This is a genomic window from Salaquimonas pukyongi (assembly GCF_001953055.1).
In the GTDB taxonomy this organism is placed as follows: Bacteria; Pseudomonadota; Alphaproteobacteria; order Rhizobiales; family Rhizobiaceae; genus Salaquimonas; species Salaquimonas pukyongi.
In genome coordinates, this window is the sequence record NZ_CP019044.1 from 1462946 (window position 1) to 1475605 (window position 12660).

Here is a 12660-nt window from a genome sequence, read left to right on the forward strand (position 1 = left end):
GGGGATTTGCTAACTGCGGCCCGGAACGGCTAACCTGCACCTCGTCATCCTCGGCCTTGTGCCGGGGATACAGGGCAGGTTTTGCATAACCGGCTAACGCGTTTTGGAGTGCTCGCCCTTGGACTGCCCTCGGGCCCTTGGGACAAGCCCAGGGGTGGCGGTGAGCGGCCCTTTGCCCCCCAATCATGCCTGCGGCAGGCGGTCTATTCTGCCCGCTCGATGCGGCATTGGTAGCAGTTGAAGCGCGATGAACGCATGTGCAGATAGGCAACGTCCTGGCGGGCGAGCATCGCTTCGGCGGCTGCAGCAAGTTCGCTCGCCGGCACCACATCCGCGACTTCGTAGTGGATACAGTCTTTGCCATCATAACCGCGCAGAATGTATTCATTGTTGTTGTAGTGGAACATCGCGGCCGGTTCGCTTGCATCGGCAGCGCGTTCGCAAGGCTCGGCATGCAGGAAGACCGGGCCGGTTTCCGCATAGGGCTGGCGCTCGCCGAACGGGCTGTAGGCAAGCGTCAAATAGGCTTCACCCGCAGCAACCGGTTTCAGGCAATGGCGGCAGGGGATGGCCCCGCCATCGCAAACGCGTTCTATCGGTGCATTGCCATAGGCATCCGTGCTGCCGTCCCAGAACTGGCGGGCGGTTTTCGTATCCATTCCGACAAATCTGACTGACATGGCTTTCTCCCGTGTTGATGACGGGAGAGAGATGGCGGGGTTTGCTGCCGCAAGCCACCCGATTCCTGCACATTGTGCGATTTGGCAACCTATTCCCAGGTCGTGACCGTTTCCTCGCTGACGGCCACGGGCGAAAAACCCATCTTCTGGTAAAGCCCCAGGGCGGCGGGATGATCCAGCGTGTTGGTGTGAACCGTCACCTTGGCCGGATCATGATCCCATGCCTGCTGGATGGCGGCGTTGAGAAACCACTTGCCAAAGCCGAGCCCCTGATAGTCCGGCATGATGCCGAAATAGGCGATTTCAACAGCCTCCGGCAGGCCGGCAAGGTTGAGTTCGAAAAAGCCCGCCGGGCAGCCATCGGCATACAGCACGGCAAGTTCCGTTGTTTCAGCGTCAAGAATGGCTGCAAGATCACCGTCTTTCATGACACGGCGCTCATACCAGTGATGGGGCCTGCCCACCTGTTCGTACAGATAGCGGTAGAAATGCAGCTTCATGTTTTCGGCGTGCAGCAGGGCGGTTCGCGGCACGGTGGGCACTGCAAAGGTCTTGTGCGGCCTGGCAGGCATTTCCAGATGGGTGACCCGCGCCTTCAACTTGCGAGGTTTTTTTGCCGCCATGGATTGCTGCTCCGTTTTGCGATTTCCCGAGCCCTGTGGCCTGTTCCGGTGACCGGTTTATGCCCAGCGGGCCACCGGCGCTTCCCTGCGGCTGCCCCATTCGGCCCATGATCCATCGTAAAGGGCATGGTTTTCATATCCACACACATCAAGCGCCAGCGTCAGGATGGCCGCCGTCACCCCCGAGCCGCAACTGGTCACCACGTGTTCGGCCTTGTTGGCGGCAACCTCCCGCAGCTTTGCCGAAAGCTCATCTGCGGGCAACAGGCTTCCCTCGCGCACCACATCGCTGGCGGCCAGCGTGCGCGACCCAGGAACATGGCCGGACGCCAGGCCAGGTCTTGGTTCTGCTTCTTGCCCGCTAAAGCGGGTAAAGGGCCGGGCATCGAGCACCAGGGATTGTCCGCGGCGGATATTGGCAAGCATCCGGTCGAACCCCCAAACCCTGTCTGCCTGAAAACGCGGCTTGAAGGTGGCAGCCTTTGGTGTTTGCGGCGTGGCTGTCTCAACCGGATATCCGGCCTCCTTCCAGCGGTCGAACCCGCCTTCCAGAATGCGTACATTCCGTGCCCCCATGACCTTCAGCGTCCACCACACGCGTGCTGCGGAAAAAAGCCCCGGTCCGTCATAAACGACGATTTCATCCTGTTCACCAAGGCCAAGGGCGCCAGCAGCATCTCCAAAGGCATCGGGAGAGGGCAGCATGTGCGGCAGGTCCGATGATGTATCGGCGATGGCATCGATGTCGAAATGGACAGCACCGGGAATGCGCGCTGTCGAAAACTCCGCCTTGCCGTCGCGTTCCATCGCCGGCAGATACCAGGAAGCATCCACACATTTCGGCTGATTGTTCTCAAGCCGTTCTGCAAGTTCCGGCGCTGAAACAAAGAACTCGCTGCGCTCAGTCATCGGCGTTTTCCCTGGTTGCTTGCGGCTGGGCGAGCGCCTCATGCCAGACTTCGATGGATTTGTCGGGATAGCCTTCGAAATGCTGGTGTTTGGGCCCGCGGGCTGGCTCCACCCAGCTCGCCTTGAATTCCGTCATGATGTGGACGGTTTCGGGCGCAGCGGGCAGGTCGGTATCGATTGCCGAAGCGAACGGGTGCACCAGATCGGGCCATTTACCGTGATAGACCCACAGGCCCGAGCCGCATTTGCTGCAGAACCGGCGCTCCAGGTCGCTTATGCCGTTCTCGGTAACCGCGTTGTAGACGGCGATGTGTTCCTCGCCCTCGACTTCCAGCGAATCGGCCCAGCCCATGATGTTGATTGCATACCCGCCGCCGCCCTGGGTCTTGCGGCAGATCGAGCAATAGCAGCGCTGATACGGGTAGGGGGTGTTCGTCTCCACGCTGAAGCGGACGGATTTGCAGTGGCAGGAACCTTCAAGCTTCATGGCTAAGCCCTGTTTTGTCTACTGTGGCGCAAGGGCACCGAATCGCAGCCGGAAACGGCGGTTTTCCTTGCCCTTTTTCTCGATCTTGCCGATGTGAATTTCGCCCACCTCCTGGGTTTCGCTCACATGGGTGCCGCCGCAGGGCTGGCTGTCCACCGATGAATTTTCCCCGATGCAAACCAGCCGGATATCGCCGAGGCCGCGCGGCGGGCGCACATTCTTCGAGCGCACAATATCGGGATTGGCGTCGAGTTCGGCTTCACTGATCCATTGCGAAAAGACCGGATGATTGCCCTTAACCAGCGCCATCAGTTGATCCGTCACGTCTTCCTTGGTGATACCGGCCTCGGGAAGGTCGAAATCCACCCGCGATTCTTCCTCGCCCACATTGGCGGAGGTGATTGGATAGGGGCAGACGACGGAAAGCAGATGGCAGGCTGTGTGCATGCGCATCAGCTTGTAGCGGCGCTCCCAGTCGATATGGCCGGTGAGTGTCTCGCCGACTTCGGGCACTGTTTCGCCCTCGGCCGGCACCAGCACGATTTCGGATTTGTCATCTCCGTGAACGGTGGTGGCGATGGCGATTTTCGAGCCGTCGGCGCGCTCCAGGTGGCCGCTGTCGCCCGGCTGCCCGCCGCTGGTGGCATAAAAATTGGTGCAGTTAAGAACAATGCCGCCGCGCTCATTGATGGCGGTGACCATGCCTTCGCAGGCGCTCAGATAGGCATCGTCCAGAAAGGCCTTTCGGGTCTGTCCGCTCATGGGATGGTTGCCTTACGCGCTTTCGGGAACGTCTTCATAGGGGATATCGGCCCGGGGCGTTCGTTCGAGCCATGGCGGAACCGGCAATTCCTTCGATCGCAGAAAATCCGGGTTGAACAGTTTCGACTGATAGCGCGAGCCGAAATCGCACAATACGGTCACGATCGTGTGGCCGGGCCCCAGTTCCCTGGCCAGCCGTATCGCGCCGGCAATGTTGATACCGGTCGAACCCCCAAGGCAAAGCCCTTCATGTTCCAGGACGTCGAAAACAATCGGTACAGCCTCCTTGTCTGGTATCTGGTAACAGAAGTCCGGCGTAAATCCCTCCAGATTGGCGGTGATGCGGCCCTGGCCGATGCCTTCGGTGATCGAATCGCCTTCGGACTTGAATTCGCCTGTGGTGTAGTAGGAATAAAGCGCCGCGCCGTTCGGGTCTGCCAGCGCTACCTTGATGTTGCTGTTCTTTGCCTTCAGCCCGGCGCCGACCCCTGCCAGCGTGCCGCCCGTGCCGACAGCTGAAACGAACCCGTCCACCTTGCCTTCGGTCTGTTCCCAGATTTCCTGCGCCGTGGTGCGGGTGTGCCCGTCTCGGTTGGCCACATTGTCGAACTGGTTGGCCCAGATTGCTCCGGCCGAACTTTCCCTGGCGATCTGGTCGGCAAGCCGACCCGAGATTTTCACATAGTTGTTGGGATTGCGATAGGGAACGGCAGGCACCTCCACCAGCTCTGCCCCATCAGCCGCAGCGCATCCTTTTTCTCCTGGCTCTGGGTCTTGGGAATGACGATGACGGTCTTAAAGCCAAGCGCATTGGCCACAACCGTAAGACCGATTCCGGTATTCCCGGCGGTTCCTTCAACGATGATGCCACCCTTTTCGATCTGCTTGTTCTTGATTGCATCCTCGATGATGAAGAGACCGGCTCGGTCCTTGACCGACTGGCCCGGATTGGCAAATTCGGCCTTGCCGAGGATGTTGCAGCCGGTCATTTCAGAGGCCTGCCGCAAGCGGATAAGCGGCGTGTTGCCGATCGCTTCGAGAGTGGAATTCCTGATCATTGCATGTTTCCTGTCCGCAAACTTGTCTGGCACCGCGCATTACGCATTTTGCCAAGCTGTTGACGCGGCAGACTATTGGCCAAGCAGACCGGGAGCAAGACGATAAACCTGTCATGCGAAGGAAATGTCATATCCGCGCCATTGGCGGCAACGCGTTTTCCGGCCCGGGCCGGGCACGGCAATAAATTGCTATCGGTAAAGGGGAGGGAATGATGGAGGCCTCGCCCGGAATCGAACCGGGGTGCAAGGATTTGCAGTCCTCTGCGTAACCACTCCGCCACGAGGCCAACCGGCGCCCCATATCTGCCAAGCACCACAACCTGTCAAGGTTGAAGGCGGCAAAAGGCACCCGCATTGGCCGGTTTATTTCACCGCAAGGTGAACGGGTGGCAAACACAGGCTGCAAAACAGACCCCGTACAAAGAATTTTTTGCTGTGCGGCTTGGCAAACCGGTTTCCCCTTTGTATAGGCTTCGCGGTCGATACCGACGTGATCCCCGGTAGCTCAGTGGTAGAGCAGTTGACTGTTAATCAATTGGTCGCTGGTTCGAATCCGGCCCGGGGAGCCACTCTTTTACAGCGCACTCAGACAGGCTCTTGGTGCGCCGGCAGGCCGGCATCCCGATCCGCCCCGCGGCACCGGCGCCCGGCCGGGGAATGGCAGTCAGTCTCGGGACCCGAAAGTCGGCCAGAAACCGGATAGGGCACATGCCATGCTAGATTTCGATACCGCCCGCCAAAACATGGTTGATTGCCAGATACGCACCAGCGACGTCACCAACCATGAACTCCTGGAAGCCCTTTCCACCGTGCCGCGCGAGCGCTTCGTGCCGCAAGAAAAGGCGGAACTTGCCTATATCGACGAGGACGTTGAAATTGCCAGGGGCCGCTATCTGATGGAGCCGGCCCCCCTGGCCAAGCTCATTCAGGCCGCCGGCGTGTCGAAGGATGATGTGGTGCTCGATGTGGGCTGCGGCTCCGGTTACACCACGGCTGTTCTTTCCCGTCTTGCCTCCATCGTCATTGCGGTTGAACAGGACGAGGGGCTTGCCGCTTTGGCAACCAGCACGCTTTCCGAACTCGATTACGACAATGCGATTGTCGTTCAAGGCGATCTGCGCGCCGGATACCCCTCCGAGGGGCCGTATGATGTGATATTTCTCGGCGGTGCGGTGGATGAAATTCCTTCCGGCCTGTTTGCGCAACTGAGCGAGGGCGGAAAACTGCTGGCCGTGGAGGGCCACGGAAATGCGGGCGTTGCACGGCTCTACATGCGCAACGGGTCGGATTTCAGCGGCCGCAGCCTGTTCAATTGCGCCATCCAGCCTTTGCCCGGGTTCGAAAAGAAACCTGAATTCGTTTTTTAAGTGAGAATTGCCGCATGCAATCAACGGCTGGTTGTTGCTTCTTTGCCACGCTTGTGAGCGGCCTCGATGAAACCGGTCATTTTCATTGACCCTGCCGCAGCAGGCATTAGTGTCTTTGCAGAATTCTGAATTCGGAAATCCGCGATATTTTGGCGCCGGCATTTGGTGCAGATTGCCGCCAACGCCTTGTATGGGGCTTTGTATGGGGCCATGTATCGGTCGGAATTCCGCTCTGCCGGTGGCGGGTGGCCGCTTTACCGGCCGAAACAGTCTGGAACAGCAATTGTCACGGCGCACGGGGAAGCGCCCGAACCGGCACTGCGCATCGCATTCTTGGGGCATTCTTGGGGCATCCTTGGGGCATCGCGGCGGGTCGACACTGGGTAGAGTTGATATGCGTATTCACCGGAAGTTTCTCTTTGCTGCCTGCCTGTGTGTTGGCTTGTTGGCCGGCGGGCAACCTGCCCTGGCGCAGACCATGAAGGAAGCGCTGGCGCTGGCCTATGCCAACAATCCTTCCATCAATGCCCAGAGGGCGGGGACCAGGGCAGCAGATGAGGCGGTCGCAATCGCCAAATCCGGTTACCGGCCCACGATTGCCGGCAGCGCCTATCAGGGCAAGAGCTGGACACAAACACGTTCCCCCCTTGGCAAAACCACCACGCGTCTGGCGCCGGGTGGGTTCGGTGTCGAGATTTCCCAGAACCTGTTCGACGGCTTTCGCACCCAGAACAACGTGCGGTCGGCAAAAGCTGCCGTGATGGCCAGCCGGGAAACGCTGCGCAATGTGGAGCAGAACATCCTGTTCGATGCAGCCAGCGTGTATATGGATGTCCTGCGAGATCGTGCCGTTGCCGGTTACCGCCGCAAGTCGCTGGTTTTCCTGGAAGAACAGGTGCGTTCGGAAACAAGCCGTTTCGATGTGGGCGAAAGCACCCGCACTGACGTTGCCCAGGCCAGAGGCCGCCGTGCCGCGGCCCAGGCGCAGCTTGCTGCAGCCCAGGCGCAGCTGAAATCGAGCATTGCAGTATTCATGCAGGTGGTTGGCCGTGAGCCGAAAAACCTTCGCTCGCCCAAACCGGTAACCCGCCTTATCCCCTCCAGCATGACGACCGCCCTGGACGTTGCGCGCACCAACCACCCGGCCATCAAGGCAACCAGGCATCTCGTCGACCAGGCGCTGTTCAACGTCAAGAGTGCCGAGGGCGAACTTCTGCCGACGCTGTCGCTGAATGGCGGCATAAGCCGCGATGTCGATGTTGGCGTCAATACAGACCGCGATTCAGCCAGCGTCACCGCCCGCTTGAGCGTTCCCATCTATCAGGGCGGCCGCGTATCGGCGACGGTCCGCCAGAACAAGGAAGTGCTGGGACAGCGCCGCATCGAGGTCGATCAGGCCATCGACAATGTGCGCGCCGCCGTGGTTTCCGCCTATTCCCAGCTAGAGGCCGCGCGCGCATCCGTCATTGCCAACCAGACCCAGCTTGAGGCGGCAAACCTTGCCCTGCAGGGGGCCGTCGAAGAGCGCAAGGTCGGCCAGCGCACGACCTTGGACGTCCTCAACACCCAGCAGGAAGTGATCAATGCACAGATTGCACTGGCCCAGGCGCGCCGCGATCTTGTGGTCGCTTCCTATGCTGCCCTTTCGGCAATCGGCAAGCTGGATGTGCCAACGCTGAAGCTCAGCGTCGCCCGCTATGAGCCTGAAGATCACTATCAGGCCGTCAAGGACAAGTGGTACGGTCTGCGCACGCCCGACGGCCAGTAGCGGCGCGCTATCCCACAGCCATTTTCGGTTGTAGCAGCACATGTGCGCAGCGGTTACCAATTCGCTTGCCGATAGGGTATCATTCATTGATTCGTGGCTTTCAGCGCATCGTGCCATGGGGATGGCCAGCGCTCTTTACTGGCCCATGAGCGGGGCAATGCGCCTCAATGGAACGGGGAGGGCGCTGATTGGGACAGCAAAGCGGAGATCGGGCTATGGGGAAGATCGGGCCATGGGGGACGCAGCACCCAAAGACAATTCGATGGAAGAGATACTGGCTTCCATCCGCCGGATTATCAGTTCGGACAGCGAGGAGGGCGCGGCGCCGCAAACGCCGCCGGAACCGGCAAAAGGCAAACCGGTTCAGCCGGCTGCTGAAAGCAAGGCTGCGACAGCGGCGGCGGATACACCGCCCGCTTCACCACAGGAAGGTCATACACCCATCCAGCCGGCCGCCGGGCAGGAAGCCGGTTCCGGCACCTTTGCCGGCCTTGCCCAGCAATTGCGCGGAACGAAGGGCCTTGAAGGCGAAGCCAAGGCAGACGGCCATGAGTCTGCGCCCGGTGCAAGTCAGAATGAAACCACCGACGTGAAAGCAGCCAGTGCAACGGCAGCTGAAAAACCGGACAGCAAAGTGGCCGAAACCACATCGGATGCTGCATCTGACAGCGGTGCACGGAGCCTTGCCGATCTGGCCAAATCGATCAACAGGAAAATCGATGCGGTTGCCACAAAGGATGTGGAGGCAAGCGTTGCATCCAAGCAAACGCCTGAGAGCGGCGGCGACAAGGCAGCGCAGGGCGATGAACCACGCTTGGAAAATACAGGTCCCAATCCGGCCTCCGCCGGGAGCCTGTCGGAACTTGCCCAGTCGCTTCAGGCCCGGGCGCAAGGGACTGCGGCACAACCGGCCACGCCCGAAGGCAACGCTGAAGAAGCTTCCAACAACGGCGTTTCCGGCGCCAAACCGCCGCAGGCAGCCCCCACGGCGCCCAAGACCACCATTGCTGCCACGGGGGATGGCTTAACGGAGGAAGCGGGCGAGACCGCAGAATCCGGCCAGTCTGCCGGCAAAGCACCCAAAGCTGCCATACTGGCATCCAACCTTGCACAGATGGGCGGGGACAAGCCGGAGGAATTCCGGGAAGCACTGGTTTCCCCTTCCACCCAGCAGGCGGTTTCCGGCTCCATGGACCGGTTGAAACAGGCAGTGTCCGGCCTTGACCAGGCACGGGTTGAAGCCGTGTTGCGCCCGCTGCTCCGTGAATGGCTGGATGACAACCTTCCGCGCCTGGTGGAGCGCATGGTGCAACAGGAAATCGACCGCATTGTCGATGATGCAGGCGAAAGCGGTGCGGATCAATCGCCTCAAGATGCGCCGCAGCAGGCAAAATCTGCCTGAACAACCGGTTTGCAGCGTTGTCAGACAAAGAACGGCGATCAAGCTCCGGCAGGTGCGGGAGTTTGATCGCCGTTACGTTTGCCGTACCTTTTCAGCGCAGCGTCAAGCCCTTGCTGCCGGTTGACTTGGCCAGCGCCATGGCATTACACCCGGCATCAATTCTGTTCGCCTTTTCAAGGCTCAAACCGCCGGACCATCATGCTGGACAAGACTTACGATGCGGCAAGCGCCGAACCGCGCATTGCTGCCAAATGGGACGAGACCAATGCCTTTGCCGCAGGGGCCGGAGCCGGCGAGGGCGCCGAGCCCTATTGCATTGTCATTCCCCCGCCAAACGTTACCGGCTCGCTGCACATGGGCCATGCCCTCAACAACACGCTGCAGGACATTCTGATCCGCTTTGAACGCATGCGCGGAAAGGACGTTTTGTGGCAGCCGGGCATGGATCACGCCGGCATCGCCACCCAGATGGTGGTGGAACGCCAGCTGGCCGAGCGCCAGCAGCCCGACCGCCGTGAAATGGGACGCGACAAGTTCGTTGACCGCGTATGGGAGTGGAAAAGCGAGTCGGGCGGCCTGATATTCAACCAGCTCAAGCGGCTGGGCGCTTCCTGTGACTGGTCGCGCGAGCGCTTCACCATGGATGAAGGGCTTTCAAAAGCCGTGCTGGAGGTTTTCGTCCGGCTGTATGATGAAGGGCTGATCTATCGCGGCAAACGCCTCGTCAACTGGGATCCGAAATTCGAGACCGCCATATCCGACCTTGAGGTGGAAAACATCGAGGTCGACGGCCACATGTGGCACTTCAAGTATCCGCTGGCCGCCGATCCAAAAACCGGAAAACGCCAAACCTACGAATATGTCGAGAAGGATGCGGACGGAAACGTTACCCTGCGTGAAACACGCGACTATATTTCCATCGCCACCACACGCCCCGAAACCATGCTGGGAGACGGCGCGGTTGCCGTGCATCCTTCCGACGAGCGCTACGCGCCCATCATCGGCAAGCTTTGCGAAATCCCTGTGGGACCAAAAGAGCACCGGCGGCAGATTCCCATCATTGTCGATGACTATCCCGATCCGGATTTTGGTTCCGGTGCGGTGAAGATTACCGGCGCGCACGATTTCAACGACTATGAGGTCGCCCGCCGCAACAACATTCCGCTGTACCGGCTGATGGACACCAGGGCCGCCATGCGCAACGATGGCGAACCCTATGCTGCAGAAGCCGCCAAGGCGATGGAACTGATCGGCAACAGCGCCGAAGGAGGTGGCGAGCCGGACGCGGACTATGTCGACAAAATAAATCTGGTTCCCGACCAATATCGAGGTCTCGACCGTTTCGAGGCGCGCAAGCGCGTCATTGCGGACATCGACGCTGAAGGGCTGATGATCAAGGTCGAGGAAAAGCGCATCATGCAGCCTTTCGGGGACCGTTCCCATGTGGTGGTCGAGCCCATGCTGACCGACCAGTGGTTTGCCGATGCGGCAACCCTGGCCAAGCCGGCCATCGCATCGGTAAGGGAGGGACGCACCCGCTTTGTGCCCGAGAGCTGGGAAAAGACCTATTTCCAGTGGATGGAGAACATCCAGCCCTGGTGCATCTCCCGCCAGCTATGGTGGGGCCACCGCATTCCCGCCTGGTACGGACCCGATGGTCAGGTGTTCGTGGCCAAGAGCGAGGAGGAGGCGCTTGACGAAGCGGTCAACCATTATCTCGCCCATGAAGGCCCGTGGAAGGCCTGGGTCGAGGAGCGGATGAACGACTTCAAGCCGGGTGAAATCCTCAAACAGGACGAGGACGTTCTCGATACCTGGTTTTCCTCGGCGCTCTGGCCGTTTTCCACCCTGGGCTGGCCCGACGAAACCCCGAACTCGACCGCTATTACCAGACCGATGTACTGGTTACCGGTTTCGACATCATCTTTTTCTGGGTGGCCCGGATGATGATGATGGGCCTGCATTTCATGAAGGATGATGAAGGCGACCCGCTGGAGCCCTTCCACACGGTCTATGTCCACGCTTTGGTGCGCGACAAGCACGGCGCGAAAATGTCCAAGTCCAAGGGCAATGTCATCGACCCGCTGGAACTGATCGATAAATATGGCGCAGATGCCCTGCGCTTCACCCTGGCGATCATGGCGGCCCAGGGCAGGGATGTGAAACTCGATCCCGACCGCATCGCCGGCTATCGCAATTTCGGAACCAAGCTATGGAACGCAACCCGCTTTGCCGAAATGAATGGCGCAGTTCACGGCGGCAGGTTCGATCCCGAGGGTGTCAAATTGACCGTCAACCGGTGGATTTTGGCCGAACTGTCCAGAACGGTTGCCGATGTAACCGCAGGCATCGAAAAATACCGCTTCAACGATGCGGCAAACGTGGCCTACAAGTTCGTCTGGAACACGCTGTGCGACTGGTATGTGGAACTGCTGAAACCGGTCTTTGCCGGCGGGGATGGAGACGCGAAGGCCGAAGCACAGGAATGCATCGGCCATGTGCTGGATGAAACGTTCAAGCTGCTTCATCCCTTCATGCCGTTCATGACCGAGGAGTTGTGGAGCAAGACCGCCCAGCGCAACAGCCTGCTGTGCCACGCAGAATGGCCGCAGGCGGGCAAGATCGATGAAGCGGCAGCCGATGAAATCAACTGGCTGGTCTCGCTGATCTCCGAAATCCGTTCGGTGCGCGCGGAAATGGGCATCAAGCCGGGCGCCCACCTGCCGCTGGTGGTGGTTGATGGGGACGCGACAACCCGCGAACACGTCGCCCGCCACGAACCGGCATTGCACCGCCTGGCGCGTGTCGAGCCGGTGGAGTTTGCATCCGAAGCGCCAAAGGGAGCAGCCCAGATCGTGCTTTCCGGCGCGCTTTACTGTCTGCCGCTTGCCGGCGCTGTGGACCAGTCGGCGGAAACCGAACGGCTCGAAAAGGAAATCGGCAAGCTTGATGGCGAGATCAGGCGGCTTGAAGGCAAGCTCGGCAATGAGAAGTTTGTCGCCAACGCGCCCGAGGCGGTGGTCGCCGAGGAACGCGAAAAGCTGTCGGGCTATCGTGAACAGCGCGAGAAAACCGTTGCCGCGCTGGAGCGCATCCGCCAGGCATCCTGACCCAAGGCAAAGGAAATCAACATGATGCTTCAAAACGCAAGACGCACCATCGCCCTTGTAGCCCCGGCTGTGGCTGCAGGCGTCCTTTTTTCCGCCCCGGCATCGGCCAGCGACTATCAGGAATCCTATGACCGCCTGTGCAACAAGATGAAGTCCTGCGCCATGTCCCAGATGGAAGATGCCGAAGGCATGAGCGAGGACATGAAGGCCATGGTGATGAATTCGCTCAACTCCATGTGCAAGAGCATTGAAGTGGGCTTTGGCACCGCGCTCGTCTATCAGGACCTGTTAAGCTCCGCCGCTCAATGCATGGATTCGATGGCCGAACAAAGCTGCGAATCGCTGCAGGGCAGCGATGGCGACAAAACCCCGCAATGCGTGGAATTCCGTCAAAAGGCGGAAAAATACGAGCAATAACGGCCCATTTGCCCGCAAAACCCGGTCAATCGCGCCTGTTTTCCCCCATTGGCGGCGGATTTTGTTGCCCTTAAGCA

General features: G+C 59.9%; 9 protein-coding genes, 2 tRNA genes and 2 pseudogenes. 6 read left to right on the forward strand and 7 right to left on the reverse strand.

All coding sequences use genetic code 11. The features are described from left to right. Positions 1 to 203: 203 nt before the first annotated feature. The 7 genes and pseudogenes from BVL55_RS07075 to BVL55_RS07105 form a co-directional block, all read right to left on the reverse strand. Positions 204 to 680 carry a DUF1203 domain-containing protein gene (locus BVL55_RS07075; protein ID WP_075996302.1) on the reverse strand — a complete coding sequence of 159 codons (477 nt, stop codon included), beginning with the start codon at positions 678 to 680 and terminating at the stop codon, positions 204 to 206. A gap of 89 nt (positions 681 to 769) precedes the next feature. Then, positions 770 to 1303 carry a GNAT family N-acetyltransferase gene (locus BVL55_RS07080; protein WP_075996303.1) on the reverse strand — a complete coding sequence of 178 codons (534 nt, stop codon included), beginning with the start codon at positions 1301 to 1303 and terminating at the stop codon, positions 770 to 772. Positions 1304 to 1360: 57 nt separating this feature from the next. Continuing rightward, a complete protein-coding gene (sseA, locus tag BVL55_RS07085) occupies positions 1361 to 2212 on the reverse strand; it encodes a 3-mercaptopyruvate sulfurtransferase (RefSeq protein WP_075996304.1) in 852 nt (283 codons plus the stop codon). Continuing rightward, positions 2205 to 2699, reverse strand: a complete 495-nt coding sequence (locus BVL55_RS07090; RefSeq protein WP_075996305.1) for a GFA family protein — start codon at positions 2697 to 2699, stop codon at positions 2205 to 2207. The genes sseA and BVL55_RS07090 overlap by 8 nt, the downstream gene beginning before the upstream one ends. 18 nt (positions 2700 to 2717) lie before the next feature. Beyond that, a complete protein-coding gene (locus BVL55_RS07095) occupies positions 2718 to 3461 on the reverse strand; it encodes an alanyl-tRNA editing protein (protein WP_075996306.1) in 744 nt (247 codons plus the stop codon). A 12-nt stretch (positions 3462 to 3473) separates the two neighbouring features. After that, positions 3474 to 4516 (reverse strand): annotated as a pseudogene (locus BVL55_RS07100) (cysteine synthase A). 216 nt (positions 4517 to 4732) lie between these two features. Further along, positions 4733 to 4806, reverse strand: a tRNA-Cys gene (locus BVL55_RS07105). A 207-nt stretch (positions 4807 to 5013) separates the two neighbouring features. Here BVL55_RS07105 and BVL55_RS07110 point away from each other — a divergent pair. The 6 genes and pseudogenes from BVL55_RS07110 (at position 5014) to BVL55_RS07140 (ending at position 12583) form a co-directional block, all read left to right on the forward strand. Further along, positions 5014 to 5088 (forward strand) — tRNA-Asn (locus tag BVL55_RS07110). Positions 5089 to 5232: 144 nt separating this feature from the next. Next, positions 5233 to 5886 (forward strand): protein-L-isoaspartate O-methyltransferase family protein, encoded by a 654-nt coding sequence (locus BVL55_RS07115; protein ID WP_075996307.1) that lies wholly within the window; start codon positions 5233 to 5235, stop codon positions 5884 to 5886. Between the two features lie 394 nt (positions 5887 to 6280). Further along, positions 6281 to 7654 (forward strand): TolC family outer membrane protein, encoded by a 1374-nt coding sequence (locus BVL55_RS07125; RefSeq protein ID WP_075996309.1) that lies wholly within the window; start codon positions 6281 to 6283, stop codon positions 7652 to 7654. 232 nt (positions 7655 to 7886) lie between these two features. Next, positions 7887 to 9056: a DUF2497 domain-containing protein gene (locus tag BVL55_RS07130; RefSeq protein ID WP_075996310.1), complete on the forward strand. Its 1170-nt coding sequence runs from the start codon at positions 7887 to 7889 to the stop codon at positions 9054 to 9056. A 198-nt stretch (positions 9057 to 9254) separates the two neighbouring features. Continuing rightward, a pseudogene (locus BVL55_RS07135) lies at positions 9255 to 12166 on the forward strand (valine--tRNA ligase). 21 nt (positions 12167 to 12187) lie between these two features. After that, the gene (locus tag BVL55_RS07140; protein WP_075996311.1) at positions 12188 to 12583 is read left to right on the forward strand and encodes a hypothetical protein; all 396 of its coding nucleotides are present in this window, start codon (positions 12188 to 12190) and stop codon (positions 12581 to 12583) included. Positions 12584 to 12660: the final 77 nt, after the last annotated feature.

What these genes read in the sequence shown, in the direction of transcription:
- BVL55_RS07125 (WP_075996309.1), top strand. Translation starts at nt 6,281, where the DNA reads ATGCGTATTCACCGGAAGTTTCTCTTTGCTGCCTGCCTGTGTGTTGGC.
- BVL55_RS07115 (WP_075996307.1), top strand. Translation starts at nt 5,233, where the DNA reads ATGCTAGATTTCGATACCGCCCGCCAAAACATGGTTGATTGCCAGATA.
- BVL55_RS07080 (WP_075996303.1), bottom strand. Translation starts at nt 1,303, where the DNA reads ATGGCGGCAAAAAAACCTCGCAAGTTGAAGGCGCGGGTCACCCATCTG.
- BVL55_RS07075 (WP_075996302.1), bottom strand. Translation starts at nt 680, where the DNA reads ATGTCAGTCAGATTTGTCGGAATGGATACGAAAACCGCCCGCCAGTTC.
- BVL55_RS07090 (WP_075996305.1), bottom strand. Translation starts at nt 2,699, where the DNA reads ATGAAGCTTGAAGGTTCCTGCCACTGCAAATCCGTCCGCTTCAGCGTG.
- BVL55_RS07095 (WP_075996306.1), bottom strand. Translation starts at nt 3,461, where the DNA reads ATGAGCGGACAGACCCGAAAGGCCTTTCTGGACGATGCCTATCTGAGC.
- BVL55_RS07130 (WP_075996310.1), top strand. Translation starts at nt 7,887, where the DNA reads ATGGGGGACGCAGCACCCAAAGACAATTCGATGGAAGAGATACTGGCT.
- BVL55_RS07140 (WP_075996311.1), top strand. Translation starts at nt 12,188, where the DNA reads ATGATGCTTCAAAACGCAAGACGCACCATCGCCCTTGTAGCCCCGGCT.
- sseA (WP_075996304.1), bottom strand. Translation starts at nt 2,212, where the DNA reads ATGACTGAGCGCAGCGAGTTCTTTGTTTCAGCGCCGGAACTTGCAGAA.